The sequence below is a fragment of the Peptoniphilus olsenii genome, from assembly GCF_040545475.1.
Classification (GTDB): domain Bacteria; phylum Bacillota; class Clostridia; order Tissierellales; family Peptoniphilaceae; genus Peptoniphilus_A; species Peptoniphilus_A olsenii.
In genome coordinates this window covers 293,266-319,125 of record NZ_JBEPMA010000001.1, presented here as the reverse complement: position 1 = coordinate 319,125, position 25,860 = coordinate 293,266, and the positions used below count along the sequence as shown (strand labels likewise).

Here is a 25,860-nt window from a genome sequence, read left to right as displayed (position 1 = left end):
CTATGGACAGTTTAAAAGAGCAAAAAAATATTTGGACTGACGAAGAACAAAAAAAGTTAGCAATTTTTGAAATGAACGGCTTTAACTCGGCAATTGGCTCAGAAACTAACTGCACTAAATGTAGAGATAAGGGCTATATTATGCAAATTAAAAAAGAAAATGGAATTTACTATCCATATGTGACAGAATGTTCATGTATTAAAAGCAAAAAAGCCGAAACAAAAGCAGAAAAAAGTGGTACTAAACCTTTATTAAAATTTAGTTTTGACAACTTTTTTGTTACCCATGATTGGCAAAAAAACATAAAAAATTTAGCAGAAGAAAATGCAAAAACTAAAGACTGGTTTTTTATCGGTGGACAAAGTGGAGCAGGCAAAACACATATATGCTCGGCAATTTCAAACTATCAAAGTCGCAAAAACATAAGAGTTAAGCACATTGTTTGGACTGACGAAATAGACAAACTCAAAAATTTTGATGACACAAGTTTAATAGACGAGTTAAAGCGTGTTGAGTGTTTATACATTGATGATATGTTTAAAAAAGCAATAAGCGACAACGGTATAAGTTTAACTAATGCTGATATTACAAAAACGTGGGAATTACTAAACTTTAGAGCAAATAATAAACTAAAAACAATAATATCAACAGAGTTGACACATGATGAGTTAGTAAAAATTGACGAATCTTTAGCAGGCAGGATAAAGGCTAAAGCAGGCAAATTTGTTATAAATTTATATCGTGATAAAGACAAAAATTTGAGGTTGCAATGACTTACAAAGAGGCAGTAAAAGCAATGCGAGAGCGACAAAAAGTAAAACTTGGTGGCATTGTTTATAAACACATAAATGCGATTATTTTTAGAAAAACAAAAACGGCTGAACTTATACAAGTTGAGTTACAGGACGATAGCAATTACAACGCAGTTACGGTCGCAAAAATTGAAAAGGTTGAAAAAATATGAAATTAACTGGAAATTTTAAAAATTTAAGCTTTAACGAATTTGGGAAACCTATCATAAGCTTTGAGGTTAACAGAACACTTGATGTGAATGAGATTGAAAAATTAAATCAAGATGATTTTTACAACATCAAAATATCAAACGTAAAAAGTAGTAGAACTTTAAGACAAAACAATTTGTTGTGGGCGATTATCGGAGATATTGACAAAAAAATAAATGGAGTACCCACGGAAGAAAATAGACTTGCACTGTATATAGACGGTATAGAGGCAGTGGGGGCAGAATATGAGGATATTATCATACCCAAAAAAAGCATAAATATTTTTAAAAGTGCTTTTAGGAGTTACAAAATCTTAGAGGATTTTGGAAACTCGGTGCTTTTGAGGTGTTTTGTCGGCTCTAGTAAGTTTGACAAAAAACAAATGGGCAATTTGATTGACTATTTTTTAAAAATAGCAAGTGAAAATGGAGTGACAATCATAGATTATCGCTCGGAATACGAGGAGCTGTTTTGGAAATAAAAGAATGCGAAATATGTGGTAGATTTAGGAAACTGGAAGAACACCACTTGATTTTTGGTAGAGGGTTAAGACAACTGGCAGATAAATATAAATTGACTATAAAAATTTGTCGTGAGTGTCATACACGACTACACAAAAACAAAAAATTAATGGAGTGGAGTAAAAGGCGAGGACAATTAGAGTTTGAAAAAACACATACTAGAGATGAGTTTATAAAAATATTTGGAAGGAGTTATCTTTGAGGAGAGGCAAGTATAACGCAGTAAAAACTTTAGTTGACGGAATAAAATTTGATAGTAGAAAAGAAGCTGCAAGATACCGAGAATTAAAAATTCTAAGGAGAGCAGGGGAAATTAGAGATTTGGAATTGCAGCCGAGATTCTTATTGCAAGATAAATTTAAATTAGACGGAGCTACCCACAGAAAAATCGAGTATGTAGCAGATTTTAAATACTGGGATAACGAACAGAAAAAATGGATAGTGGAAGATGTAAAAGGGGTAAAGACCCAAGTTTACATGATAAAAAAGAAATTATTTTTGAAAAGATACGGTCAAGATTATAAATTTTATGAAATTTAAAGGAGAAATTATGATTGAGGTTACTTTATATTATCAAGACGAAACACTAGATTATTGTAATCCTCCAAGCAAAGTTGTTTTTGCAGAAAGCGAAGCTAAATTTTGGAGTAGATATTTTAACGGCAACGAATATATAAAATGTGAAGATGAACTTGAGGGGGCATATAGCGTTTATTTAAAAAAAGATAAGATTATAGAAATTTGGGTTGAAAATAGAATGGGAGATTGAAAAATGAATAAGGTTATATTAATAGGACGTTTGACTAAAGATATTGAATTGAGATACACAAATTCACAAATGGCGATAGGTCGATTTACTTTGGCAATAAATAGAAAAATGACAAAAGAAAAAAGACAGGAAGCAGAAAGAAACAATTTACCAACTGCAGATTTTATTGGTTGCATAGCATTTGGTAAAACTGCTGAGACACTTTCTAATTATGTAGGCAAGGGAAATCAGCTTGGAGTAGAAGGACATATACAGACTGGAAGCTATGAAAATAAAGAAGGACAAAGGATTTATATAACAAATGTTATAGTCGATGGATTTACTTTTATAGACTCTAGAGACAAAAATGGTGGAGATAGTGAAGTGCAAGACCAAAACTATGACGGATTTTTCCCAGTAAATAATAATGACATTCCATTTTGAATAGGTAGGTGTATAGAGTGGAAGCAGTAGCAAGAAAGAGTAATCAAGAAATAAAATGTGAACTTTATAGGGATAATTTTCAAAATTATAAAAGGTACAACATACCTAAAGCACAGTTAGTTATTGCAGATATACCTTACAGAATAGGGGTTGATGCTTATGCGAGTAATCCAGTTTGGTATAAAGACGGAGATAATAAAAACGGAGAAAGCAAACTAGCTAAGAAATCATTTTTTAAAACGGATGAAACATTTAGAATTGCAGAGTTTATGCACTTTTGTTCAAAGATGCTTATAAAAGAACCTAAAGAAAGAAATAAAGCACCTGCAATGATTGTATTTTGTAGCTTTGAACAAATACCAACAGTAGTTGAATATGGTAAAAAATATGGATTTATGAAGTCATATCCAATATTTTTTATAAAAAATTATTCAGCACAAGTTTTAAAAGCAAACATGAAAATAGTTGGAGCAACTGAACACGCAGTAGTTTTATATAGGGATAAGCTACCAAAGTTTAACAACGGAAAAAAAGAAACAGGTAAAGGAAAAATGATTTTCAACTGGTTTGAATGGAAAAGAGATAATTCAAAGAAATATCCTAAAGTACACCCGACACAAAAACCTGTAGGAGTGCTTAAAGAACTAATTGAAATATTTACAGATAAAGGCGATGTAGTTATAGATCCAGTAGCAGGAAGCGGAGCAACATTAAGAGCAGCGTTAGAACTAGGTAGGAATTCTTACGGATTTGAAATAGAGAAAGATTTCTATGAGAACGCATTGGAAAAGATGCTAAATAAGAATGATATTTGGGAACTATCTCAATTGACAGTAGATAACTTTAACTAGGAGATAACAATGATTTTTAAAGTAGAGAGAACATCAGAATGGAGCGATGATATCCAACCAATAAAAGAAGCATACCAAGGTAGTTGTATTGAAACTGAATGTTACTTATTGCCAAGCTTTGAAGCGTTTGATGAAAGACATAATTGCAATTTTAAAGCAAAAGGAACTAATCATAGAGTATTGCCAGATAAAACTATAGTTAGAGATGTTGAAGTAAATTGCTATTTAGTTGAAATAAATACACTTGAAGATTTGATGAAATTACAAGAAAAATATGGAGATATCATTATTAGGTATTCAAGTTATGAATATCCAATTTTAGAAATTTATGATACTTGGAGAGAGTGAAAAATAATGAAAACACAAACCTTTATAAAGGAAGTAGAACAGTTAGGATTTTACACATTAACAGATGGCAAAGATATATATATTTGACAAAGAAATTAGTGAAGAGGAACTATATTATGAAGACGATACTTATGCTATAGCGACAATAGGAACAGATGAATATAGAGACTTTGTAATTGAAGGAAAGTTTATTGATAAAGATACAGATGTTACTAAAATATATAATTTATTCAAGTTAATAATGGAATATACAAACACACCAGTAGAAGAAAGAAAAGAAGAAAAGAAATATTGGTTGGAACATAGATTCTTAGAGAGCAAACCATTAAAATATTTGAACTTTAATAGTGAAATTGGTATTTTCAAGCTTAACACTATTACACAGAGTGAAAACTCACAAACTCAATTTACCCAAGTAGAAATAGATGAAATAAAGGAAAGATACAATACAACTCTAGATGATTTTGAACAAATTGAGGTGGAAGATGAGGAATAATCCCGACCATTACAAAATTAATGGCGAGGACACTATAAAAACTATTATTGCAATAGTCGATAACAATCACTTGGAAACGGAAGAAAGTATTTATTTAACGTCCTCAAATATTTAGTTAGATTTAACAATAAAAATAAGGCTGATGACTTGATGAAAGCAAAAGATTATTTAGAGAAATTGATAGAAATTTATAAAAAAGATGATTCTGAAGATAAAAACAATGCTAAGAGAATGTTGGAATTAAAGTTGAGTAAAACGGAGTAGAACGGAGTAAAAAATGAAAATTAAAGAATTAATAAATAAAATTGAGCAATGGGGAAAAGATAGAGAATTAGACAAAAAAGGAACTGTAAAAAGTCAACAAGTAAAGACTTGTGAAGAAATATCAGAACTAATTATTGGAATTTCCAAAAACAAAATTGATGTTATTAAAGATTCAATAGGAGATATTTTTGTGACATTAGTTATAGGAAATATGCTTGATATGAAATTAGATGTTTTTGAAGATTATTATAAAGAAATAGAAAAAAACATAAAAACATACTTGGAAGAAGACAAAAAAGAAGAGATTGATTGCTTAGCACAAGGGATAACAGATGTAATCAGAAACGGATATTATGAGGATACTCTATATTATGGATTAGCAAATTTAATGGCAATAGCAGATATTTATGGTTTAGATTTTGTTAAATGTGTTGAAAGTGCATACGAGGAAATCAAAGGTAGAAAGGGCAGAATAATTGACGGAACTTTTGTAAAAGAGGAAGATTTAAAATAAGCTGCACAAGCAGGCTCCTCATTTGGAGGAAAAATGAAAAAGACAGTTTATTTAGCAGTAACACCCGACAAATACCAATTGCCCCTTTATGTTGCTGACAGTGTTGGCGAGATGGCAGAAAGATTTAACACAACAGTAAGTAGTGTATCGACAAGTATCAGCAAAAATAAAAGTGGAAATAGAAAGGGTGTTAAATTTATTAGAATTGAAATTAAAGTAGATGAGGTAACAGATGAGTAGATTAGTAGTAGTGTATGATAGTTTAATAAAAGACAAACAAAGAGATATATATTTAAATAAAATAAAAAAAGAAATAACAAATTTAAAGATTATAGATTTAAGACAAAAGAGGGAAATACCTCAATTTAATAAAACAAAAGATAAAATCTTGTTATTAAAACCTCTAGGGTACAAGCACGCAAGACGATTTAATTATGATTTATTAGCTGACAATAAACAAGTGGACATAGAGGGTGCATATAGTAATCAACTATCAATAACCGCAGAGGCAATAATAAAAACACTAGAGTATGAGCTATTTAACTTAGATAAAAAGATAATAATGGTTATCAATCAATCAAAAACAGTTGGTCAATCGCTCGTGCTAGAATTAATGCGTAAACACTCAAATGTAATTAGCTTTAACAGCAGTGTAACAAAAACGGATTTATCTAAAGTTGTAAATGGTGGTAAAGTAGATGCGATTGTAACTGCGAGCGGAAATAAAGATTTTAAAATATGTAAATCAGTAGCTAAAAATGTAAGATTAATAATTGATTTATCAAATGATGTAGATAGCACCACAGATGCTTATATAATACGCAGTATACCCACAATAGATATCCTTAAAAAAAGACTGGAGGATAAAAATTGGGGTTACAAAAATGTTTATTAATACCCTATAAAAACTTTAAACAAAAAATCAAAATAGTAAAGTATTATACAAAAAAAGGATATCATGTAGAGGTGTGGGAAGGTTGGATATATTGTTGGAGGGGCAAATGACAAAAGAGACTCTATCACAGTATTTATTTTTAAAAAAAGAGATTGACGATTTAAACTTTCAGATTGCGAAATGTCAAGATATAGTTGTTACTGATATAACAAAAGGCTCAAATACAGAGTTCCCTTATCAAGAGATACACATTCCGATTACAGGCGTTGTAGAAAACAAACAAAAAAGGAAACTTTATAAGATCTTAAATAAGAGACTACAAAAAGCTAGAGATATAAGACTAGAGATAGAGGACTTTATAAGCGGTATAGATGACAGTTTAACTAGATACATTTTTGAAAAAAGATATGTAGATGGTTGGGACTGGAAACGCATAAGTAAAGAGTGTGGCAGTAAGCATGAGAGCTATGCACGCAAAGTACACGACAGATACTTAAAAGATACTAAAGCGGATATATAAAAATTGGGCGTTGGGGGCGTTAGACCCGTGGTATAATAATAGTGTAGGAGTATATCCTAATTTATAATATATTTTAAATATAATCACACTATTAAAAGGAGTATCTAGGCAAAGTGTTTAGGTACTCTTTTTATATTAAAAAATGGTAGCCTTTTAAAAAAGGTGGGGAGTGCTACAAGCTGACATATAAGGCACGCAGGGGTGGGACATAAAGCTTGTACTGGAGGTATGGCAGAGTATGGTTTAATGCAACGGATTGCTAATCCGTCACACTTAAAAGGTGTCAGAGGTTCAAATCCTCTTGCCTCCACCAAAAAACAGGAGGACAAATTGAAACTAACAATAAAGTATTTGCATAATCTAGATAGACCCTGGTTATTAAAAAGAGAGCATGGCAAGTATAGACAACACGCACATATGAGGACCAAAAAAGATGCTATTAAAGTAAGACAACTAATAGACTTAAACAAGTATCCATTGTGTCGTGATTATAAAATAGCTATGCAAAGACTATTGACTGAGGAGGAATTTAAATGACTAGATAAAAAGCAAAGATACTTTAATGTTAACAAAGGTATAAGGCGTTGATAATATTCTAAAAAAGTTATGTAAATGTGGTAAGGTCATACCCATTACACAAAAACAATGTGATGATTGCAAAAATAAATATCAAAAAAACTATGATAAATACAAGAGGACTAATCACGATATATATACAAGCAAAGCATGGTCATCTATAAGGACGCAATGTAAAAGCAGAGTACATGGAGTTGACTTATACCACTACCACAAAACTGGTAAGATAGTAGCAGGTACTCTTGCTCATCATATAGTAGAGGTGAGCGAGGATATAAGTAAGGCGTATGATATCGACAATCTATTTTGGTTATCAGATAAAAGCCATAAGGCTATACACGCTTTATATAGCCGAGATACCGACACAAAGATATCTACCCAAGCATTGCTATTAGATTTAAATAAAAAAGTATGTGGGGGTGGGTTAAAATGTTTTAGGTGATGATATAGGGACCAGCGCGGGACAATTGGTGCGAGAAAATGCCAAAAACAAAAATTTCTAAACTGGTTAAAAATAAAGATAGTTTATAGATGCAAAAAATAATAACTAGTTATAAGTGTAAAAAATTAATCACGAGTTATAAGTGTAGGTTAACAATAAAATATTTATATTATAACTGTAAGATAAAAAATAAAGTAAAAATTATAAGTGTAGGTTAAAAATAAAGTATTAATGTTATAAACACAAAAATACAAAAAGTAAGTGTAAAAATGTACGAACGAAATATAAGAGTTAAAATAAAATATTGATATTATAAGTGCAAATGTTAAAGATAAAATATTAATATTATAAACACAAGACAAGAAATATAAAAATAAAATATTGATATTATAAGTGCAAATGTTAAAAATGGAATATTAATATTATAAGTGCAAAGACACCGCATATTGTTGCGGTGCTTTTTTATTGTGTAGGTGAGAGAGATTTTAAAACTCGATGAAAATAAAATCAGAAAAGGCAGGGCGGTAGGTCTACCTTATATCGGGAACAAAAAGAAGATATCTAAAAAGTTGATACAAATTATAATCCAAAATTTTGGTACTGATAAAACTATATACGATTTATTTGGTGGTGGCGGTGCGGTCACCATGGAATGTTTAATAAATGGGTTATCGGTTGTTTATAATGATTTGGACTCTACGCCTGCTCAAATTATAAATAAAATTTTAAAAGAGGATAGAGAATATCTAAAAACACTTATAGTGAGTCGTGATGAGTTTTTTAAAATCAAAGAAAAGATGAATAAAACTGAAACGGACAACTTAAAACTTTTGGTCAACTCTTTTGGTTATAAAAAAAAATAGTTATCTGTATAGTAAAAAATACTCGGATATAAAGTATAAATTAGCTAAAGCGATTATTAAAAATCATGACGTGTTTAGCGGATATAAACAAACAGAAACTTATAAAGATGCTATGCAAAAAATGAGAAACACAAAACAATTACAAAGATTACAACAATTACAACAATTACAACAGTTAGAGAGGTTGCAAGATTTAAAGGCATTTACAAAAACAAATAAATTAAAAGTTTTTAATAAAGATTATAAATATTTTACTGACGTTAAACACTCAATTATTTATCTTGATCCGCCTTACAAAAATACAACAAAAGGACTTTATAAAAAAGAACAACTTGATTATGATGAATTTTATAATTGGTGTATTTATATGAGTAAAAACAACATTGTTTTAATCAGCGAATACGATATGACAAATAAATTTGAGCGTGTATATGAATTTAAAAAAGCAAAATCATCATTGCAAGGTGGACAACACAAAACAAAATACGAAAAGTTATTTATGGTGAAATGAAAAGAAAGGTGGTGGTAGTATGGCAAGACCAAGAAAAACTATGGCGGTTGCGACTGGCAAGATTGGCAAAGATAAAATTGAACAAAGACGAAAACAAGAGCAACAGTTAAAACTTGATAGGGACGGACTAACTCCACCACCTTTTTTAAATTTGGTCGGTAGTGCTGAATTTATAAGAGTAGTGGACGAGGCAGGCAAAGTTGATTTACTAGATAACTTGGACTTATCAGTGTTGGCAATTTACTGTAATGCTTACTCTCAATATACAGAAATTACAAAACAATTGCAGGAGTCGGAATTTGAATACAGATATATGACAGATAACGGGAAAGTATCGCCTTTGATAAATGCACAAGATAAAATTGTCAAACAAATTATGTCGTGCTCAACAAAACTTGGACTGGCAACAACTGACAGATTAAAGCTGATAGTGCCTACAAAAGAAGAAAGTACGACAAATAAATATCTAAAGTATTTAAATGGATAGGACAACTGAGTACGCTAAACTTGTTGTTAGCAAAAAAGTATTAAAAGGCGAAACTGAAATAAAGTGTTGTAAAAGACATTTAGACGACTTAAAAAGAAAAGACTTTGAATATATTTGGGACGCTGAACTTGCAGAAAAAGCAATAGATATAGCAAATGAACTGACAATTTTGGAAGGAGAGAAACCTCAAAAATTAAAGACGAGAGGTTTCCAAGATTTTATAATAGGCTCACTGCACGGGTGGCGGAAAAAACGCAGTAAAAAATTAAGGTTTAGAGAAGCTTATATACAAATGGCTAGGCAAAACGGGAAGAGTTTTTTGTCGGGTACTGAAATAAATACTCGTGCAACCTTTAGTGGCTACAATAAAGGTAAAATCTATTGTGCGGCGACTAAACAGGAGCAAGCCAATATTGTTTGGGACGAGGTGGAGAAATTTATACTCGCTGACAAAGAACTGGCTGAACTTTATAAAATTAAAAAGCATGAGAGAAATATAATATCAAAGGTAACGGGTACGGAAATTAAATCAGTCGGTAGAGATACAAAGTCGGCTGATGGCTTCCGTTCGATACTATCCGTTATTGATGAGTACCACGCTCACCCGACTAATCAAATGTATAAATTATTGCTTGATGGACAAATAAGTGTTGGTAATGCTTTAACTCTTGCGATAACAACCGCAGGCTTTAACATCAACAGTCCTTGTTATGAGCAATACGAGTTGGCAAAAAAGGTTGTAACTGGACTTGTAGAAAAAGAGTCGCTTTTTGTCTACATTGCAGAAATGGACGAGGGCGACGATATTTGGGATTATAAAAACTGGGCAAAAGCTAATCCGCTTTTATTGTGGAATGATGACAACACTTATAGCAAAGAAAAAATCAAAGACTTGTCAGAAAAAGCGATAGATGCAAAAGAAAAACAAGGTCAAGAACTTATTAACTTTTTGACTAAATCGTTAAATAAATGGGTTAAATACTCGGGGGCAGGCTTTGTTGATTTAGATAAATTTAAGGAATGCGAAAGTGATTTAACTCTTGATGACTTTAAAGGTCAAGAGTGCGTGCTTGGTATAGACTTATCAAGCGGTGGCGACTTAACGAGTATTGCTCTAGTTTTTAAATACGGGGAACAATACTATATTTACTCACATAGTTTTATGCCACTTTTAAGGCTTGAGGAACACGAAAAGACAGATGATGTGCCTTATAGGCTTTGGGCAAAACAAGGACTTTTAACTTTGACAGAGGGTGTTTTTGGACTAAAAACAGACTATAAGTTTATAATTGCTCACTTAAAAAGTTTGATTGAAAAGTACGATTTGAAAATAATATCATGCGGATATGACGGACACAACGCAAGTGCATTTTTAGCAGATTTAGAATTTTTAAATTGTGATTTAGTTGAGATAGTGCAAAGTGCAAAATCTTTAAATGATGCGACAGTAGATTTGCAACTATCAGTACAAGCAAAACAAGTGCAGTATGACAAAAACAACGCATTAATGATTTGGTCATTTATAAATGCTAAAACTACTCAAAACAGTTTTGGGGAAATAAAAATTATGAAAGAAACACAAACAGATAGAATAGACGTTGTGGATTCGGTTATAAATGCTTGGAAACTTGCAATGGCTACAGAAAGTACAATGTCATATGATGCAGAACAAGATGTGTCAGAGTGGTTAGACATTATGAAAGGGGGTGCGTGATGGGAATAATTAAGAGTATAAAAAACTATTTTGAGTGGGGGACACCTAACGAGGACTGGGAGTTTATAAATGTATCAAATGGTGGTGGTTATAAAAATAATATTGTCGCTGATACTGAGATAACATATTTTATTTGCTTAAAAGTTTTGAGTGAGTCGCTCGGAAAACTATCAATACATTTAAAAGACGGACATGGGGTTAAAATCACTGATAGTGATATCAACTATCTTTTAAAAGTGAGACCCAATCCATATATGAGTCCATCAGATTTTAAAATTTTGATGGAGTTAAACAGAAATCATTACGGAAATGCTTATGCATTGATAGAAACAAAAGGTGGTAAAAGAGTTGCTTTACACCCACTTGACCCAAGTAAAGTTAAGATTTTAATTGATGATGCAAAAATATTAAAATCAGATGCAACTTATATATACAAGTACAAAGCTAAAAACAAAACTTATTATTTTAAAGACAAAGAAATAATACATTTAAAAGGCGGTTTATCTAGAGATGGAATCGTGGGAAAAAGTATTGCGGAAGAACTTGCAAGCACTATAAAAGGTGCTAAAGAGTCTCAAAAATATCTAAATGATTTGTATGCGAGAGGACTTACTGCAAATGCGATACTGGAGTACACGGGCGAGTTAAATAAGGCTAAAAAGACAGAACTTGTGAGGACTATTACAGATTTTGTGAGAGATAAAGATAATGGAAATATTGTGCCGATACCACTCGGCATGAAGTTAACACCTCTTGACATAAAACTTACAGATGCACAATTTTTTGATTTAAAAAAATTTACATCATTACAAATCGCAGCTGCTTTTGGTATCAAACCTAATCATCTAAATAACTATGATAAATCTAGTTATAATAATTCAGAAATGCAAAACTTAACTTTTTTGATTGATACACTTTTAGTAATTTTGAAAAAATACGAAGAAGAATTTGATTATAAGTTGTTATTTGATGCCGAGTTAAAAAGCGGAGTGCATACTGAGTTTAATGTGGCAACAATACTGCGAGGTGATTTAAAATCACAAGCAGAGGCTTTACAAAAATATGTGTCGGGCGGTATATATACACCTAACGAGGCAAGAAACTACTCGGGCATGCCATTTATTGATGGTGGTGATGTCCTTATGGTAAATGGAACGTTTGTTCCAATCGAGGACATCGGAAAAGCTTATGAGAAAGGTGGTGAGAAAGATTGATAGAGGTAAAAAACAAAGGTGATGTAACACAAATATATGTTACTGGAGATATTGTAGATGACCGTTGGAAAGGTTGGTCATGGGGAGATACGGTTGAAACATATCCTGAAGATATCAGAAATCTTTTAAAAGATGCGAACAAAAACGTTGAGGTCTATATATCAAGTGGTGGCGGTGATTTATTTGCAGGTGTCGCAATTTGTAATTTATTACAAAGATTTGATGGACATACAAAAGCTATTATAGATGGCTTGGCGGCGAGTGCCGCATCTATTATCGCATTTGGTTGTGACGAAATAGAGATACCCTCTAATGCCTATCTTATGATACACAAACCGAGCGTGGGTATTTTTGGAAATGCTGACGAACTATTAAAATGGGCAGATACGCTCGACGAGTTGCAAAAAGGTCTTGTGGAAACTTACATGACAAAAGCAGTTGAGGGCAAGACGGAAGATGAAATAAATAGCTTAATAAACAAAGAAACATGGCTCACTGGCAAATCGGCAAGTGAGTTTTTTGATGTAAAAGTTACTGGTGCAACGACAGTTAAAAATGATTTTGGAAAATGTGTTATGAATTATCAACATACACCAAAACAATTTTTAAAAGATTACAAAAAAGAAAATGATAGAAAACAAAAAGAACTAGAAATAGCATTAAATTTATAAGGAGATGGGAAAATGTTAAAAAGCGTAAATATTAAAAACAAAATCGAAAAAATCAAAAATGAAATGAAAGAACTGCAAGCACAAGGAAAAATTGATGAAGCACACGAAAAAATCGAACTTTTAAATCAAGCTAGAAAAGAACTTGATTTAGCACTGGAAGAAGAAAAAGAAGAATTTAGCAATATTGTTGAAAATGCTACAGAAATTGACAACGCAAAAGATATTGATGTAAATAAAGTATTTAATAAGCTTATAATGGGAAAACCAGTTACCGAAAAAGAATACGAGGTTTACAATGTAGGAACGCCAGGTCAAGTAGAACATACGGACGAAAAGGGTGGATATCTAGTACCTGAAGAACAAGCAAACACAATCAAAGAGTTTAGACGACACAAAATCGCTCTTAAAGATTATTGTAATATAGTTGAAGTAAATACTTTGTCGGGTAAATTCCCAGTTGCAAAAGACCAAAAAGGCACTCTTACTAATTTTGAGGAGTTAACAGAAATTGGGCAATCTGAAATTACATTTGCTCAACAAAATTGGGAAGTAAAAGATTATGGGGACATTATACCAGTATCAAACACTTTATTAGAGGATACAAATTTACCACTTATAAGCGTGATTGGTAATAACTTTACTCAAAAAGCGGTAAATACAGAAAATGCTGAAATCTTAAAACTATTAAAAACTGCAAAAATTAAAGTGACTGGGAAAGATTATAAAGATATAATTACTGCTTTAAATGTTAAGTTAGACCCTGCGATTGCAAATAATGCAGTTATAATCACAAATCAATCAGGCTTTGACTATCTCGATAAATTAGAAGATGAAAATAAAAGACCTCTTTTAACTATAGATTTAACTGACACTACTAAAAAATTATTTAAAGGTAAAAAAGTGCTAGTTTTAACAGACGAGATGTTGCCACTAGATGCTAAAAAATATCCGTTTTATGTTGGGGATATTGCAGAATTTGTCAATTTTTATGACAGAAAAGGCGTTGAAATTGCACGCTCAACAGAGGCAGGTTTTACTAAAAACGCAACACTATTAAGAGTGATTGAGAGATTTGATGCTAAAACAGTTGATACTGAGGCTATGGCTTATGTAACTATATCAGAGGCTACTGCGACAGAGGCTTAATAAGGGGGTAAAAAAATGACCCTCGAAGAAGTAAAAAGCTATCTTAGAGTAACTTATGATGATGACGACAGCTATATTGATAGATTAATCGGTATAGCTGACGGCTATCTCGAAGATGGTATCACAAATTATAAAGAGAGAGCAAAAAAGAAAAAGTTTAGAGAAAAAGCTGAAATGGTACAACTGGCTATCATACAAGCGTTATATGACGAAAGATATATGTTAGGACAAAAACATGAAATGAACTATATTGTCAGAAGTATGATACATCAGCTTGAATATGGTGATTGACATGTACAACGCAGGAAGAAATAAAACAAAAGTGTTTTTTTATGACAGAGAAGAACTGGAAGAAGTTGTAAACGAAGTCGGCGAATACGAACAAAAGCCCAAACTTATTTGTGTAGATTGGGTAGAGTTGTTGCCACAGACTGGCAGAGAGTTTATCAAAAACAGAAAAGATGAACACGAAATGACCTATAGGTTTAAAATGCGAAGTCGTAAAGATATTGAGGTAAATGACTATGTAGTTTTTAATGACATCAAAGCTGAGATAATCTATATTGGTGCATACATGGACTATGTAACCCAAGGGCGATACATGGAGGTTGTTGTGTTATGGCAGAGTTAACTGACTTAAAAAGTTTGGATAAGTTTAGTGATAAGTTAAAACTTATCGAAAAAAAAGCACCTGGAAAAATCATCGAGAGATACGACAAACTTGGCAATAAAATCAAAAAAGAACTAAAATCAGTAACGCCAGTAAGTAACAGGAAAAAACCTCGAAACAAAAGGTTGAGCACAGGTTGGATTGCTGAAAAAACAACCAAAGAATACGGGGTTTATGTTAAAAGAATACGCAACAAAAGACCCCATTTTCACCTTATGGAAAGAGGACACAGAGTAGGTAGACGTGGCGATGTTGAAAATCCAAAGGGCAAAGATTTTGTTGAGGGCAAATTTTTTGCTGAAAAGAAATTAAAGGCTATGGAGTCGGATATCATAAACGAACAAGAAAAAATGATAGATGATTTATTAGGGGAACTGTTTGATGATTAAATCAAAAGATGTAAGAAAATCGATAGTAAAAAAAATACATGAAAATTTTGAGGATAAGGTTTTGAATAGTGAGGCAACAAGCGACTTAAAAAAATCTTATTTTTTTGTTTATATGGAAAACTTTGAAAGGGAGTCATACAGCAACAGTAATGATTATGTAACCTACACTGCGATAGTGCAGTACAGAAAAGGCGACAAAATAAAGCTTGCGGAAATCGGAGACAAATTATCGGAAATATTTAATTACAAAATTGATATAGATGGTTTGTCAATTTTGATTACAAACAACGCATGGAGTATTAAAGATGACTCTTTGTTTTTCGGTTTCCAAATTAGTTTTTATGTAAACAAAATCAAAAATGAAGTAAACAGAGAAATGATGAAAAAATTATTTATTAATTACGAAAGGGGAGATTTAATTGGCTAAAAAAGGACTACCTTACTTGCATATACGTTTTGAAGAACAAGGTATTGCAAGAATTGGCAGAAGTGAAAGAGGTATTGTAGCTTTAGTGTTGCAAGATACTAAATTAAATGGAACTTACAATATCTACACATTATCAGATATACCCGAGGGGTTATCGGAAAAAAATAGAGAACAGATTGAACTTGCAATGATTGGATATGTACAAACACCGAGAAAGATTATTTTAGTTGTAGAGCAGTCGGAAACTGCGACAAAACCAAAATTTGATGTGACTACAGAGGCTTTTAAAAAGCTTGAGACTTTGAGATGGGACTATTTGGCAGTGCCATTTGCTGATGAGGTCGATAGCGGGAAAATAGCGACTTGGGTTAAAACACTTAACGACAACAAAGACAAGCGTTGTAAGTTTGTATCGGCAAATATTAAAGGTGATAGCGAAAAAATCATCAACTTTACAATGCCGAGCGTGACGACGATAGAAAAAGAATACAAAACAAGCGAGTATACGGCAAGAATTGCAGGTCTTATAGCAGGGACACCAATGCAAATTGCTTGTACATTTGCACCGCTACCAGAGCTAACTGCTTGTACACACTATACAAACGAGGAGTTATCAGACAAAATCGGTCAAGGTGAGCTTGTACTACTAAATGACGGGGAGAAAATCAAGGTTGCAAGAGGTGTCAACTCCTTGACGACTACAAGTCAGATAAAGGGCGAGTCGTTTAGAAAAATAAAAATAGTCGATATCATGGATGCAATGGCTGATGACATACAGTGGGCGGCTCAAGATAGCTATATAGGTAAGTATGCTAACTCTTACGACAATAAATGTTTGCTGATGAGTGCAATACTAGGTTATATGCAAGTGCTTGAAAGAGATGGACTTATCGCAAAAGGCTCATCACATGTAGAAATTGATATGGAGGCACAAAAGGCATTCTTGCGTTCAATGGGTTACAAAACGATTGACGGTAGAACAGTTGACGAAATGGAACCTAAGGAAATTAGAGAGGCTGACACTAAAGACAAAGTATTTATTAAAGCATATTGCAAAATACTTGACGCCATCGAAGAAATCGAAGTTGCGGTTGTTATTTAAAGAGGTGATTTTGTGAAAGATATATTAGACGAACAGATAATCAACGGAACATACGGGGAAGTATGGATTGATGATGAATATTTAGCTACACTTAAAAAGTTTGAGTGTAAAGTCGCAATGTCTTATGCTGATGTTGTGAGACCTCGAGACTTGTGGAAAGGTAAAAAACTTTTAGAGTTAGAGGGGACTGGAAGTGTAGTTGTAGGCAAGTACTCTAGTTTGGGTTTGAGACTTATGCATGATAAATTGATGGCAGGGAGAACACCCGTTGTAAAAATAATGGGAAAACTTGATGACCCAACAGCACTTGGTGCTGAGCGTATTATAATCAAAAATGTAACTTTTACGGAACTTACACTTTTTGATTTTGAGCATGCAAAAGACACGGAAGAAAGCTTACCTTTTAACTTTAGACACTATGAGTTATATGATTTAATCGAAGAATAATGGAGGAAATATGGACACTTTACAAAAATTAATGCAATTTGACGAGGGAAAACTAGAACTGCCGACTGGCGAGGTAAAAATCAGACTTAAAAAACTTGGTGGGGAAGAATTTATTTTCCCCATACAAGCTTTGACACCTGCGCAAGAGGGCGAAATCATAAAAGATATGATGGATATTAAAATGGGCAAAACTGCTCATAAGGTCAATATTGAAAAATATCATGCACAACTTAGGACTATTGTAGAGGGTTGCTCTACAATCTTTAAAAATAAAGACCTAATGGCTAAATTTAGAGCAAATACGCCGAGTGAACTTGTAGAAAAGTTGATGCTTTCAGGGGAAATGGATATTTTATCGGGAGCAATTGAAAATTTATCGGGGTATGAAGATGAGGTTAGTGAGATAAAAAACTAATAGACTCCAATCCTGATGTACAGACGGCTTATTGGCTATATCGTAAAAAGGGTTGGAGTCCTTATAAATACCTAAAAATGCAGTATGGTGAGAAAAAAATCACTAGAGCGTTTTTTTTAAGGGAAATCGAAGATATAGAGGAAGAAATAAAGGAAATGGAGGCTCAGTATGGCAAAAAGTAAAATCTATGATGCGACTTTAAGGCTTGTGGACAAGTTTTCTGAGCCTTTAAAAACGGTGGACAAACACCTCTCAGGTTTTAAAGAACACTATAAAAGAGTGGGTCAAAGTTTGTGGCATACTGGTAAAAACATAAAAGGATTGGGTGAGGTGCTAACAAAAAATGTCACCGCCCCAATACTGGCTATCGGTGCTTTAAGTACTAAAGCTTGGCATGATGTGGATGATGCACTGGACACAATTGTGACAAAAACTGGTGCGACTGGCGATGCCATGAAAGGCTTTGAGGATAGCTTTAAAAAAGTAAGTAAAAATGTACCAGTTGACATGCAAAAAGTCGGTGATGCAATTGGCGAGGTCAACACCCAATTTGGACTCACGGGAAAAGAGCTCGAAGATGCGTCAGAATATATGATTAAATTTGCAGATATAAACGGTCAAGACGTGTCACAAGCTAGTATACAAGCTAAACAGGCAATGTCGGCGTATGGACTTGAGGGAGATAAGTTGACACAAGTTTTAGATGCGGTGACAAAAACTGCACAAGATACTGGACAAGGCACTGATAAGCTATTTGATATAGTGACAAGAGGTGCTCCTCAAATTAAATCGCTAGGACTGGAATTTGAGCAAGCAACGGCTCTACTTGGTAATTTTGAACAGTCGGGTATTGACTCGTCAAAGGCTATGTCTTATATGTCTAAAGCACAAGTGACATTTGCAAAAGATGGTAAAGACTTGAGTAAAGGACTAACTGATTTACAAAAAGAGTTAAATAGTGCGACAAGTGATGCGGATAAGTTAAGTTTGGCGAGCAAGTATTTTGGTACAAAAGGTGCAACTTTTATGCTTGATGCAATTGAGCGAGGTGCATTAAACTTTGAGGATTTTGCAGATGCATCTAAACTCGCAAGCGGTGCAGTGGGAAAAACTTTTGAAGAGGCATTAGACCCAATCGACAAACTACAACAGTTGATAAACAATGCAAAACTAGTCGGATATGATTTATTTGAGGCAACATCAGATATTTGGGCACCAATATTAGATAATGTTATTGACAAAATACAAAGGCTAACAGACTGGTTTGGTGGACTATCAGATGAGCAAAAACAAAACATTGTAAAATGGGCAGGTATAATTGCATCAGTCGGACCAATTTTAGTTGTTTTTGGTAACCTAATAATGCTTGGTGGTAAGTTAAATTTTAAATTATTTGATTTATCAGACGCGGTTGGAAAAGTAGGAGGTATGCTTAAATTTATAAAAGGACCTGGGTTTATTGCGATTGGCGTGCTTATGGCAATTATTGCGGTAGCGGTACTGCTGATTAAAAATTGGGATAAAATAAGAGATAAGGCTGAGCAAATATTTCCAGGTATAGGTAAAACTATATCCAATATCTTTAAAAATATAAAAATTATCGGCGGAGCAGTTTTAAAGGAATTGGGTCAGATGATAGTAGAGTTTAAAGGTGTTTGGGTAAATGTTTGGTCGGCACTTAGTCCTATTACTGAGGTAGTTGTTGGCGTAATTAAAGCGGTAATAAAAGGCTTGATTGGTGCGCTTGATGGTATAATCGAGTTTTTTGCAGGTGTTTTTACTGGCAACTGGCGTAAGGCTTTAAAAGGATTTGTAAATGTGTTTAAATCTATACTTGGTATTATTCCGAATGTCGCAAAAAGTTTGATGAATGGAGTTATTAGCTTTATTAACAAAGGTATATCGGGTCTTAATAAAATACAAATACCCGAGTGGGTACCGGGTATTGGCGGTAAAGGTATTAAGATACCTTTAATACCACAACTTGCCCAGGGTACTGATTTTTGGAAAGGTGGTATTGTACAGATACACGAGCGTGGCGGAGAGATTGTAGACTTGCCACGTGGCAGTAGAGTTTTGCCACACGACAAGTCGGTTAAAGAGGCTTATAAAATGGGCAAAACTGACAATAGTAGCAATGTTACAATCACGATACCAAAGCTTGCTGACCAAATAATCGTGCGAAAGAAAGCCGATATCGATAAGATTATGAACAGTTTAGCTAACGAGTTAAAAATTGCAAAATTGAACAGAATAGGGGGTAACGCTTGATGGAAATTTGGCTAACGCATGAGGGGGAGCGAATAAGACTCCCTATAACCCCCTTTTATCAAGTAGAAGAGCCTCAAAACAATAGTACAGAGCTATTAAACGAGGTCGGGAGCATAAATTTAAAAGGCAAAAAAGGACTTAGGACTGTTACAATTGACAGTTTTTTTCCGTCAAAAAAATACGATTTTTTGGAATCGAGCGATGTCAAGCTTGACCCTTTTTATTATGATGACAAAATCAGAGCGTGGGCAAATAGTGACGAGCCTATAAGGCTCATAATCACCGAAACACCACATAATTTTGAGGTATTAATCGACAATTACTCGACTGGAGAGCAAGATGGGACTGGAGATGTATACTACAGTTTGTCAATGTCAGAATATGTGAGAGTTAACGCAACTAAAACTGAACCCCCTGTGATAAACGGCAACATAAAGGCTGAGGATATAAAAAAATATGCTACAAACTCGGCTTTGGCTTTGCCACTTTTGACTATTGGTAAATACGACACGATATGGACTATTGGTAAAAGGATAACTGGCAATGGCAAAAATGGTCGTCAACTGCTAAAACAAAGTGGTTATAAAAAACTAAAAGGAGGGGGTGTCATCAAATTGTGAAATTAATTGCAAATGGTTTAGATATCTCAAAGTTTTATGACTCTATAAGTTGGAGTGGCGATAAAGGTCAAGCGGCTAGACAACTGGACTTTGGCGTTGTTGTCAGTGGTACTGATAAAAATTTACCAAAAATAAGTATACCGACTGGCTCGAGTGTACAAGTTATAAATGATGACGGTACTACAATTTTTGATGGTCTAGTTTTTGGGCGTGATAAATCGATAGATAGTAACTTTATGCGTATTACTTGTTTGGATAAATTGATACTTGCTAACAAAAGTAAAGGTACTTTTAATTTTGAGCAAAAAACACCACAGGCTATTGCACAAGAGGCATTAGGCAGTATTGGTTTAAGCGTCGGAAATGCCGAAAGTGGCAGTCCGATTGACAGAAAATTTGATATTGAAACTATATATAATATTGTTTTTACTGCATATAAAATTGAAAATGAAAAGACTGGTAAGCCTTATATGATACGCATGCGTGACGGTCAAGTGGATATTGTGGAGCAAGGTAAAATTGTTGCTAAATATGTGCTTGATGGTAAAAGCAATTTATACAATGCAAATTATGGGGAAAATGCTGAAAATGTAGTGAGCAAAGTAAAAATGTTTGACACAGACGGAAAAGAAATTGGCGAGGTAACAAATGACACGATAGTCGGGATTATCGAAATTTATCGTCAAGAAAAAGACGAGGACGCACAAGCAAGAGCAAAGGGTATGCTTAAAGATATTGATAGGACTGCGAGCGTGCGTTGTAAAGGTGATTTTGATTTAATCACGGGTAATGCCGTGACAATAAAAGAGCCTTTTACTGGCTTAAATGGTAAGTTTTATATAGTAAGTGATAAACATACATTTGCTAACAACTATCATGTTGTGGACTTAGAGCTGGCGTTTGAAAATATGATGGAGGATATTGATACATCAGTGCAAGAGGAGCAATCAAGCGACACTGTATCGGTTGATAACACTATATCTAGTAGTGGTGGCAGTTTAGCAACAAAGGTACTACAAATAGGTGAGACTGCTAAAGGTGCTAGATATAAATGGGGCGGTGTCAATCCAAAAACTGGTATTGACTGCTCGGGGTTTGTTACTTGGGCGTATAAACAAGCAGGTGCAAACACACGTGGCAGGATAACAAGTCACTCAATGCGTAGTAATCCAAAGGCACATGGTTTTGTAGAGATACCTTTTAAGGATAGGAGACCTGGTGATGTATTGTGGCAACAAGGACATTTGGCTATGCAATATGATGCTACAAGGATAATCGAGTCGGGCGGTGTTAGTAAAAGGATAATGGGATATAGTGGAGTGGCTATATCAAACCAAAGTGGCAGGTCTTTTAAAAAGGCTTATAGATATGTGGGGTGATTAATTGCAACAAAAAAATAATGGAGCACAAGAGATAGTTGATTTGTTTGACCCATCGCCCGAGTTTGAGTCGCTCCCATATTGCGAGACGGGCGAGGTTATAAGTCCACTGCCCGATCTGGAAATTAAAGTCCGTGATATTAATTATAAGAAAAAGAATATCAAACTTGATGAGTACTGGGTAAAGGGTCACGAAAGAGAGATAGAGATACCGAGTGCACCTTTTATTGGTGCAGATAGTAAGGGCGATAGTCATATAGCAGGTGGATATCCAAAGGCAAAAATTATTTTTAAAGATGAGTTAAAAGCAGGTGATTTGGTCGCTTGTTTGCAATCTAAAGATAAACAGACTATATATGTGATTTTTAAGATAGCGAGGTGGTAATATGGCAGATTTTTATCCTTTTATTGACCCTCACTTGGTGGGGGAAAACTTAAAAGAACCGCCTCTTGCTTGTGAGTATGCTTATGACATGGATACGGCTAACTTTAAATATAAAGACGGCAAAATGTATAAGGTTTATAAAAATGATGCTTTAAAAATAAAAATTTGGAAACTTTTTATGTCAGAAAGGTATAGATGGGTTGTATTTCCGTGGTCGTATGGGCACGAGTTAGAGACATTGATAGGTCAAGCTTATACACAAGGTTATGTAAACTCAGAGGCTGAAAGATATTGTAAAGAGGCAATAGAGAGAGCCTTAGAGGACTATATCATAAGGCTTGAGGAATTTAAAGTAAATTTTGACGAGGGTATTTTGTACATTAGCTTTAAAGCTATCACGATATATGGACAAATGATTGTCGATAACTTAATTGTGAGGGGGTGACGAAATGAAAGAAAGAACGCAAGAGGAATTTTTAAAGGTAATGCTTAACAATTTGAGCAATACCGAGGATAAGTCACCTAATAGCTTTAGTTATGATATTTTGTCGGCAACTGCTATAATTTTTGAGGAAGGACAAAGGGTAATACTAGAGTTATTTAAAAAATTTAATGTCGACAATTTGGAAGATGAGGAGTTAGAGACTAGGGTCTTACAAATAGCAGGACTTATGCGTAAACAAGCTACACAGTCAAGTGGATATATAACTGTAACTGGAGTACCAAAAACTTTAATACCTCGTGATACAATTTTTTATGCAGGTGATGTTGAATTTACTATAAGTAAAGATTATGAGATACCTGAAAGTGGAAATATTAAAGTAAAAGTTACATCAAAAGATTTTGGTGGTGATGCTAATGTATTACCAAGGGCGATAGACAAGGCAAAACCTTATATACAAGGTATCAGCGACATAAGCAATGAGCAAGAAATTATAAATGGTTATGACGAAGAATCAGATGACGATTTAAGGGAAAGATATTACGAAAAGTTACTCAATCCACCAAAGGCAGGTAATCCTGCTCATTATAAATTGTGGGCAACAGAGGTTGACGGAATTTGGAATGCTAAAGTGTTTAGGACTTGGGCAGGCGGTGGAACTGTTAAAGTGGTAGTAATCGGCTTAAATCGTAAAGCGGTTGGCAAAGATTTACTTGACAAAGTTAAAAATCATATTTTAAAAGAGGCACCAATCCGTTATGAGAGTTTAACTGTCGAGAGTGCGACTACTAAAAAGATAAGTGTTGATGTTGATGTAAGATTGACGCAAAACGCTAATTTAATTGATGTAAAAGCAGATATAAAAAAACGTATAGGGCAATATCTATATGATATATCTTTTAAACAAAACTTTGTGTCATATGCTAAAATTGGTGCTGAGATTTTAAAAGTTAATGGAGTGGCAGATTATAGCGATTTAAAGTTAAATAAAACAATGAAAAATGTGAAGATGGCTGAAACAGAAGTACCCGAATTAGAAATTGTGGAGGTGAATATTATTGAATAATATGCAAGTATACGAAAAAAACCGTATATTAAAAGAAAGTTTGATAAACAGAAAAGTTTATTGTGCTTTAGAAAACACGGAGGAATTAAAAGCAGGCAGTTATAAAAGGGTGCTTGTAAATTTTACTGAGCCGAGCAACGGGCAGGTGCAAAATATTTTGGATATTGAATTTCCCATTGCTAAAGAGGAGTGGGGAGCAGTAACTAAAATAAGTCTTTATGATGCAATTAAAGGCGGTCATAAAATTTGGGAAGGTACACCTGAGGTTGTAAAGACAATAGGTGTTGCATCTCAATACAAAATACCACGTGGCTACATGATAGTGAGACTTAGATAGTATGGGCAATTTAATTTTTGAGTCTAGTTATAACACGGTCAATAAGAGGACTTGGCAGAGTTTAAATAGTCATCAATGGCAAGACTTTGCACTGGTGTTACTGGAGCAAGACAATGATTTAAGCGTAAAAGGCATAAAAGTAGATAGGGGTAAAGTAGATTTAGAGACGGACACAGAAAAAGAGGTTTCTTTTTTATTGTCCGAAATTTTAAATAAATCACTTATCTTACAAAACGACACGGAGATGAGTGTAGCTATTTTTGTATCGGCTATCAATTTTTATGAGATGCTAATATACTTTTTGCCTTGGTATGACAAAATAAATCCAACTTTTGACAATTTATGTAAAGTTTTAGATACGAGTTTTAGATACCTGGAGGAGCAAGTATCTAGAGTCGACAGAAATTTAAATCTTGATACTGCAATTGAGTTATTGCCTTATTTTGAAAGTAGGCTTGGACTTGTAACTAATAAAGATTTGAGTTACAAGCAAAGACGCAGACAGATACAAACAGTGCTTAGCTTGATGCACAAACAAATTGACGAGCAAGCTATAAAAGACTTATGTAGTGCTTTTAGTAATAATGATGCAGGAGTTGAGGTAACAAGGACTGATGAGCCTTATATATTTGAGATAAAGTTTGTCGCAAATGGGTTACCTAATAACTTGGAGGACTTTGAGCGAGTGCTTGAGCGTAATATGCCAGCTGATTTAAATTGGTGTTTTACCTACACGCAAAACACGTGGGAAAAAGCGACAAAAGACGTGAGATGGCGTGATTTAGAGCCTATTACATGGTTAAAATTTAATGAGTACAAGGGGTGATTAAATGCAAAAAACAAAAAACTATAATTTGAATTTGCCTGAACCAGAAGACTATGTTATAGTCGGCGATTTAAATTATAATACAGATAAGATTGATGAGCTTTTAAAATCTATAAATGATGCTTTAAAGATTTTGAGTACAGACGGTGAGTCTTTAAAAGATTTGTTAGCTAAAAAAGCTGATTTAGATGACCACAAAAAAGTTATTATAGACCAGTTGCCTGACCTTGATATATATAAAGACGTGCTTATGTATGAGAAAAAGGGCAATTTTCCTGAAAAAGGTGATGTTAAAAAGCTTTATATTGATAAAACTGAGGGCAAGATATATCGCTACACGGGTTATGTCTATGTTGAGTTATCTAAGCAATTAGAAATCGGAGAGGTTAAAAATACAGCATTTGACGGTGCAAGAGGTAAAGCGTTGGAAGATGCTATGCGTGATAGATATACAAAACAAGAGATTGATGATTTTTTAAAAAAAATAAAGCAAGAGATTAAAACAGAAATAAGTAGCGATATCATAGAGCAAATTCTTGCTTATAGTTAAGGAGTGATAATATGGCAAAATTAAAATTTGATAGAAGTTTAAATATAAACATAAAATTAAGAGAAAAGATAACTGTTCCATATAATGAAGTTTGGAAAGGAACGATAACTTATTCGGAGGGTCTTTATATAAATGGTAATTATATGAGGAGTTCATCATCTACATTGGCTGATAGTAAATACGTAGCTAACCCGATATTACTCAATATTATATTGGGGGGAGGTGCAACTTTTCACGGAATAATCGATGACATTGGAGTGACTTTTACAGGGCTTGCATTTAAGGTTATCGGCTAATATCCTTGCTAA

General features: G+C 33.7%; 39 protein-coding genes, 1 tRNA gene and 1 pseudogene. All 41 read left to right on the top strand.

Annotated elements, in window-relative coordinates; genetic code table 11:
* The first annotated feature begins 2 nt into the window (after positions 1-2).
* Positions 3-773 (top strand): DnaA ATPase domain-containing protein, encoded by a 771-nt coding sequence (locus tag ABID14_RS01905; protein WP_354366756.1) that lies wholly within the window; start codon positions 3-5, stop codon positions 771-773.
* The gene (locus ABID14_RS01900) at positions 770-964 is read left to right on the top strand and encodes a hypothetical protein (RefSeq protein WP_354366755.1); all 195 of its coding nucleotides are present in this window, start codon (positions 770-772) and stop codon (positions 962-964) included. Before ABID14_RS01905 ends, ABID14_RS01900 begins: the two co-directional genes overlap by 4 nt.
* On the top strand, positions 961-1,482 hold the full coding sequence (locus ABID14_RS01895; protein WP_354366754.1) for a hypothetical protein: 522 nt from the start codon (positions 961-963) through the stop codon (positions 1,480-1,482). Before ABID14_RS01900 ends, ABID14_RS01895 begins: the two co-directional genes overlap by 4 nt.
* Entirely contained in the window at positions 1,473-1,724 is a 252-nt protein-coding gene (locus ABID14_RS01890) for a DUF968 domain-containing protein (RefSeq protein ID WP_354366753.1), read from the top strand. The genes ABID14_RS01895 and ABID14_RS01890 overlap by 10 nt, the downstream gene beginning before the upstream one ends.
* On the top strand, positions 1,721-2,062 hold the full coding sequence (locus ABID14_RS01885; protein ID WP_354366752.1) for a DUF1064 domain-containing protein: 342 nt from the start codon (positions 1,721-1,723) through the stop codon (positions 2,060-2,062). Before ABID14_RS01890 ends, ABID14_RS01885 begins: the two co-directional genes overlap by 4 nt.
* 10 nt (positions 2,063-2,072) lie before the next feature.
* On the top strand, positions 2,073-2,291 hold the full coding sequence (locus tag ABID14_RS01880; RefSeq protein ID WP_354366751.1) for a hypothetical protein: 219 nt from the start codon (positions 2,073-2,075) through the stop codon (positions 2,289-2,291).
* A gap of 3 nt (positions 2,292-2,294) precedes the next feature.
* Positions 2,295-2,714 (top strand): single-stranded DNA-binding protein, encoded by a 420-nt coding sequence (locus ABID14_RS01875; protein ID WP_354366750.1) that lies wholly within the window; start codon positions 2,295-2,297, stop codon positions 2,712-2,714.
* Positions 2,715-2,731: 17 nt separating this feature from the next.
* Positions 2,732-3,565 (top strand): DNA-methyltransferase, encoded by an 834-nt coding sequence (locus ABID14_RS01870; protein WP_354366749.1) that lies wholly within the window; start codon positions 2,732-2,734, stop codon positions 3,563-3,565.
* 9 nt (positions 3,566-3,574) lie between these two features.
* On the top strand, positions 3,575-3,913 hold the full coding sequence (locus tag ABID14_RS01865; RefSeq protein WP_354366748.1) for a hypothetical protein: 339 nt from the start codon (positions 3,575-3,577) through the stop codon (positions 3,911-3,913).
* Between the two features lie 64 nt (positions 3,914-3,977).
* Complete coding sequence (locus ABID14_RS01860) at positions 3,978-4,409, top strand: hypothetical protein (protein ID WP_354366747.1); 432 nt, start codon at positions 3,978-3,980, stop codon at positions 4,407-4,409.
* A gap of 96 nt (positions 4,410-4,505) precedes the next feature.
* Positions 4,506-4,673 (top strand): annotated as a pseudogene (locus ABID14_RS01855) (DUF3310 domain-containing protein); the annotation flags it as partial.
* A gap of 13 nt (positions 4,674-4,686) precedes the next feature.
* On the top strand, positions 4,687-5,187 hold the full coding sequence (locus ABID14_RS01850; RefSeq protein WP_354366746.1) for a nucleoside triphosphate pyrophosphohydrolase family protein: 501 nt from the start codon (positions 4,687-4,689) through the stop codon (positions 5,185-5,187).
* Positions 5,188-5,220: 33 nt separating this feature from the next.
* Positions 5,221-5,427 (top strand): hypothetical protein, encoded by a 207-nt coding sequence (locus ABID14_RS01845; protein WP_354366745.1) that lies wholly within the window; start codon positions 5,221-5,223, stop codon positions 5,425-5,427.
* Complete coding sequence (locus ABID14_RS01840) at positions 5,420-6,082, top strand: Rossmann-fold NAD(P)-binding domain-containing protein (protein WP_354366744.1); 663 nt, start codon at positions 5,420-5,422, stop codon at positions 6,080-6,082. Before ABID14_RS01845 ends, ABID14_RS01840 begins: the two co-directional genes overlap by 8 nt.
* Before the next feature lie 106 nt (positions 6,083-6,188).
* A complete protein-coding gene (locus ABID14_RS01835) occupies positions 6,189-6,602 on the top strand; it encodes a hypothetical protein (protein WP_354366743.1) in 414 nt (137 codons plus the stop codon).
* Positions 6,603-6,824: 222 nt separating this feature from the next.
* Positions 6,825-6,915: transfer RNA gene (locus ABID14_RS01830), tRNA-Ser, on the top strand.
* A 17-nt stretch (positions 6,916-6,932) separates the two neighbouring features.
* Positions 6,933-7,139 carry a hypothetical protein gene (locus ABID14_RS01825; protein ID WP_354366742.1) on the top strand — a complete coding sequence of 69 codons (207 nt, stop codon included), beginning with the start codon at positions 6,933-6,935 and terminating at the stop codon, positions 7,137-7,139.
* Between the two features lie 954 nt (positions 7,140-8,093).
* On the top strand, positions 8,094-8,483 hold the full coding sequence (locus tag ABID14_RS01820; RefSeq protein ID WP_354366741.1) for a DNA adenine methylase: 390 nt from the start codon (positions 8,094-8,096) through the stop codon (positions 8,481-8,483).
* A gap of 70 nt (positions 8,484-8,553) precedes the next feature.
* On the top strand, positions 8,554-8,994 hold the full coding sequence (locus ABID14_RS01815; RefSeq protein ID WP_354366740.1) for a DNA adenine methylase: 441 nt from the start codon (positions 8,554-8,556) through the stop codon (positions 8,992-8,994).
* 19 nt (positions 8,995-9,013) lie between these two features.
* The gene (locus ABID14_RS01810) at positions 9,014-9,481 is read left to right on the top strand and encodes a phage terminase small subunit P27 family (RefSeq protein ID WP_354366739.1); all 468 of its coding nucleotides are present in this window, start codon (positions 9,014-9,016) and stop codon (positions 9,479-9,481) included.
* A complete protein-coding gene (locus ABID14_RS01805; RefSeq protein WP_354366738.1) occupies positions 9,474-11,195 on the top strand; it encodes a terminase large subunit in 1,722 nt (573 codons plus the stop codon). Before ABID14_RS01810 ends, ABID14_RS01805 begins: the two co-directional genes overlap by 8 nt.
* On the top strand, positions 11,195-12,409 hold the full coding sequence (locus ABID14_RS01800; RefSeq protein ID WP_354366737.1) for a phage portal protein: 1,215 nt from the start codon (positions 11,195-11,197) through the stop codon (positions 12,407-12,409). The genes ABID14_RS01805 and ABID14_RS01800 overlap by 1 nt, the downstream gene beginning before the upstream one ends.
* A complete protein-coding gene (locus tag ABID14_RS01795) occupies positions 12,406-13,080 on the top strand; it encodes a head maturation protease, ClpP-related (RefSeq protein ID WP_354366736.1) in 675 nt (224 codons plus the stop codon). Before ABID14_RS01800 ends, ABID14_RS01795 begins: the two co-directional genes overlap by 4 nt.
* 12 nt (positions 13,081-13,092) lie before the next feature.
* Positions 13,093-14,226, top strand: coding sequence for a phage major capsid protein (locus ABID14_RS01790; RefSeq protein WP_354366735.1), 1,134 nt, complete (start codon positions 13,093-13,095; stop codon positions 14,224-14,226).
* A 15-nt stretch (positions 14,227-14,241) separates the two neighbouring features.
* The gene (locus tag ABID14_RS01785; RefSeq protein ID WP_354366734.1) at positions 14,242-14,517 is read left to right on the top strand and encodes a head-tail connector protein; all 276 of its coding nucleotides are present in this window, start codon (positions 14,242-14,244) and stop codon (positions 14,515-14,517) included.
* A 1-nt stretch (position 14,518) separates the two neighbouring features.
* Positions 14,519-14,857, top strand: coding sequence for a phage head completion protein (locus ABID14_RS01780; protein ID WP_354366733.1), 339 nt, complete (start codon positions 14,519-14,521; stop codon positions 14,855-14,857).
* On the top strand, positions 14,845-15,285 hold the full coding sequence (locus ABID14_RS01775) for an HK97 gp10 family phage protein (protein WP_354366732.1): 441 nt from the start codon (positions 14,845-14,847) through the stop codon (positions 15,283-15,285). The genes ABID14_RS01780 and ABID14_RS01775 overlap by 13 nt, the downstream gene beginning before the upstream one ends.
* On the top strand, positions 15,278-15,712 hold the full coding sequence (locus ABID14_RS01770) for a phage tail terminator family protein (protein WP_354366784.1): 435 nt from the start codon (positions 15,278-15,280) through the stop codon (positions 15,710-15,712). The genes ABID14_RS01775 and ABID14_RS01770 overlap by 8 nt, the downstream gene beginning before the upstream one ends.
* The gene (locus ABID14_RS01765) at positions 15,705-16,814 is read left to right on the top strand and encodes a phage tail sheath subtilisin-like domain-containing protein (protein WP_354366731.1); all 1,110 of its coding nucleotides are present in this window, start codon (positions 15,705-15,707) and stop codon (positions 16,812-16,814) included. Before ABID14_RS01770 ends, ABID14_RS01765 begins: the two co-directional genes overlap by 8 nt.
* 12 nt (positions 16,815-16,826) lie before the next feature.
* Positions 16,827-17,261 carry a phage tail tube protein gene (locus ABID14_RS01760; protein ID WP_354366730.1) on the top strand — a complete coding sequence of 145 codons (435 nt, stop codon included), beginning with the start codon at positions 16,827-16,829 and terminating at the stop codon, positions 17,259-17,261.
* A 10-nt stretch (positions 17,262-17,271) separates the two neighbouring features.
* Positions 17,272-17,676 carry a phage tail assembly chaperone gene (locus ABID14_RS01755; protein WP_354366729.1) on the top strand — a complete coding sequence of 135 codons (405 nt, stop codon included), beginning with the start codon at positions 17,272-17,274 and terminating at the stop codon, positions 17,674-17,676.
* A 168-nt stretch (positions 17,677-17,844) separates the two neighbouring features.
* Positions 17,845-19,947: a phage tail tape measure protein gene (locus tag ABID14_RS01750; protein WP_354366728.1), complete on the top strand. Its 2,103-nt coding sequence runs from the start codon at positions 17,845-17,847 to the stop codon at positions 19,945-19,947.
* Positions 19,947-20,567, top strand: coding sequence for a hypothetical protein (locus ABID14_RS01745; RefSeq protein WP_354366727.1), 621 nt, complete (start codon positions 19,947-19,949; stop codon positions 20,565-20,567). Before ABID14_RS01750 ends, ABID14_RS01745 begins: the two co-directional genes overlap by 1 nt.
* A complete protein-coding gene (locus tag ABID14_RS01740) occupies positions 20,564-21,946 on the top strand; it encodes an XkdQ/YqbQ family protein (protein WP_354366726.1) in 1,383 nt (460 codons plus the stop codon). The genes ABID14_RS01745 and ABID14_RS01740 overlap by 4 nt, the downstream gene beginning before the upstream one ends.
* 4 nt (positions 21,947-21,950) lie before the next feature.
* Positions 21,951-22,331 (top strand): DUF2577 family protein, encoded by a 381-nt coding sequence (locus ABID14_RS01735; protein ID WP_354366725.1) that lies wholly within the window; start codon positions 21,951-21,953, stop codon positions 22,329-22,331.
* Position 22,332: 1 nt separating this feature from the next.
* A complete protein-coding gene (locus tag ABID14_RS01730; protein ID WP_354366724.1) occupies positions 22,333-22,776 on the top strand; it encodes a DUF2634 domain-containing protein in 444 nt (147 codons plus the stop codon).
* A 4-nt stretch (positions 22,777-22,780) separates the two neighbouring features.
* Complete coding sequence (locus ABID14_RS01725; protein WP_354366723.1) at positions 22,781-23,839, top strand: baseplate J/gp47 family protein; 1,059 nt, start codon at positions 22,781-22,783, stop codon at positions 23,837-23,839.
* Position 23,840: 1 nt separating this feature from the next.
* A complete protein-coding gene (locus ABID14_RS01720) occupies positions 23,841-24,176 on the top strand; it encodes a phage tail fiber protein (protein WP_435529939.1) in 336 nt (111 codons plus the stop codon).
* 1 nt (position 24,177) lies between these two features.
* Positions 24,178-25,002: a putative phage tail protein gene (locus tag ABID14_RS01715; protein ID WP_354366721.1), complete on the top strand. Its 825-nt coding sequence runs from the start codon at positions 24,178-24,180 to the stop codon at positions 25,000-25,002.
* Positions 25,003-25,006: 4 nt separating this feature from the next.
* On the top strand, positions 25,007-25,552 hold the full coding sequence (locus ABID14_RS01710) for a hypothetical protein (RefSeq protein ID WP_354366720.1): 546 nt from the start codon (positions 25,007-25,009) through the stop codon (positions 25,550-25,552).
* An 11-nt stretch (positions 25,553-25,563) separates the two neighbouring features.
* Entirely contained in the window at positions 25,564-25,848 is a 285-nt protein-coding gene (locus tag ABID14_RS01705; RefSeq protein WP_354366719.1) for a hypothetical protein, read from the top strand.
* Positions 25,849-25,860: the final 12 nt, after the last annotated feature.

Excerpts from the sequence above, each read along its gene's own strand:
- ABID14_RS01905 (WP_354366756.1), top strand. The coding sequence starts at position 3 with ATGGACAGTTTAAAAGAGCAAAAAAATATTTGGACTGACGAAGAACAA.
- ABID14_RS01900 (WP_354366755.1), top strand. The coding sequence starts at position 770 with ATGACTTACAAAGAGGCAGTAAAAGCAATGCGAGAGCGACAAAAAGTA.
- ABID14_RS01895 (WP_354366754.1), top strand. The coding sequence starts at position 961 with ATGAAATTAACTGGAAATTTTAAAAATTTAAGCTTTAACGAATTTGGG.
- ABID14_RS01880 (WP_354366751.1), top strand. The coding sequence starts at position 2,073 with ATGATTGAGGTTACTTTATATTATCAAGACGAAACACTAGATTATTGT.
- ABID14_RS01875 (WP_354366750.1), top strand. The coding sequence starts at position 2,295 with ATGAATAAGGTTATATTAATAGGACGTTTGACTAAAGATATTGAATTG.
- ABID14_RS01865 (WP_354366748.1), top strand. The coding sequence starts at position 3,575 with ATGATTTTTAAAGTAGAGAGAACATCAGAATGGAGCGATGATATCCAA.
- ABID14_RS01860 (WP_354366747.1), top strand. The coding sequence starts at position 3,978 with ATGGCAAAGATATATATATTTGACAAAGAAATTAGTGAAGAGGAACTA.
- ABID14_RS01850 (WP_354366746.1), top strand. The coding sequence starts at position 4,687 with ATGAAAATTAAAGAATTAATAAATAAAATTGAGCAATGGGGAAAAGAT.
- ABID14_RS01845 (WP_354366745.1), top strand. The coding sequence starts at position 5,221 with ATGAAAAAGACAGTTTATTTAGCAGTAACACCCGACAAATACCAATTG.
- ABID14_RS01840 (WP_354366744.1), top strand. The coding sequence starts at position 5,420 with ATGAGTAGATTAGTAGTAGTGTATGATAGTTTAATAAAAGACAAACAA.
- ABID14_RS01835 (WP_354366743.1), top strand. The coding sequence starts at position 6,189 with ATGACAAAAGAGACTCTATCACAGTATTTATTTTTAAAAAAAGAGATT.
- ABID14_RS01810 (WP_354366739.1), top strand. The coding sequence starts at position 9,014 with ATGGCAAGACCAAGAAAAACTATGGCGGTTGCGACTGGCAAGATTGGC.
- ABID14_RS01805 (WP_354366738.1), top strand. The coding sequence starts at position 9,474 with ATGGATAGGACAACTGAGTACGCTAAACTTGTTGTTAGCAAAAAAGTA.
- ABID14_RS01800 (WP_354366737.1), top strand. The coding sequence starts at position 11,195 with ATGGGAATAATTAAGAGTATAAAAAACTATTTTGAGTGGGGGACACCT.
- ABID14_RS01790 (WP_354366735.1), top strand. The coding sequence starts at position 13,093 with ATGTTAAAAAGCGTAAATATTAAAAACAAAATCGAAAAAATCAAAAAT.
- ABID14_RS01785 (WP_354366734.1), top strand. The coding sequence starts at position 14,242 with ATGACCCTCGAAGAAGTAAAAAGCTATCTTAGAGTAACTTATGATGAT.
- ABID14_RS01780 (WP_354366733.1), top strand. The coding sequence starts at position 14,519 with ATGTACAACGCAGGAAGAAATAAAACAAAAGTGTTTTTTTATGACAGA.
- ABID14_RS01775 (WP_354366732.1), top strand. The coding sequence starts at position 14,845 with ATGGCAGAGTTAACTGACTTAAAAAGTTTGGATAAGTTTAGTGATAAG.
- ABID14_RS01770 (WP_354366784.1), top strand. The coding sequence starts at position 15,278 with ATGATTAAATCAAAAGATGTAAGAAAATCGATAGTAAAAAAAATACAT.
- ABID14_RS01755 (WP_354366729.1), top strand. The coding sequence starts at position 17,272 with ATGGACACTTTACAAAAATTAATGCAATTTGACGAGGGAAAACTAGAA.
- ABID14_RS01750 (WP_354366728.1), top strand. The coding sequence starts at position 17,845 with ATGGCAAAAAGTAAAATCTATGATGCGACTTTAAGGCTTGTGGACAAG.
- ABID14_RS01745 (WP_354366727.1), top strand. The coding sequence starts at position 19,947 with ATGGAAATTTGGCTAACGCATGAGGGGGAGCGAATAAGACTCCCTATA.
- ABID14_RS01730 (WP_354366724.1), top strand. The coding sequence starts at position 22,333 with ATGGCAGATTTTTATCCTTTTATTGACCCTCACTTGGTGGGGGAAAAC.
- ABID14_RS01725 (WP_354366723.1), top strand. The coding sequence starts at position 22,781 with ATGAAAGAAAGAACGCAAGAGGAATTTTTAAAGGTAATGCTTAACAAT.
- ABID14_RS01720 (WP_435529939.1), top strand. The coding sequence starts at position 23,841 with ATGCAAGTATACGAAAAAAACCGTATATTAAAAGAAAGTTTGATAAAC.
- ABID14_RS01715 (WP_354366721.1), top strand. The coding sequence starts at position 24,178 with ATGGGCAATTTAATTTTTGAGTCTAGTTATAACACGGTCAATAAGAGG.
- ABID14_RS01710 (WP_354366720.1), top strand. The coding sequence starts at position 25,007 with ATGCAAAAAACAAAAAACTATAATTTGAATTTGCCTGAACCAGAAGAC.
- ABID14_RS01705 (WP_354366719.1), top strand. The coding sequence starts at position 25,564 with ATGGCAAAATTAAAATTTGATAGAAGTTTAAATATAAACATAAAATTA.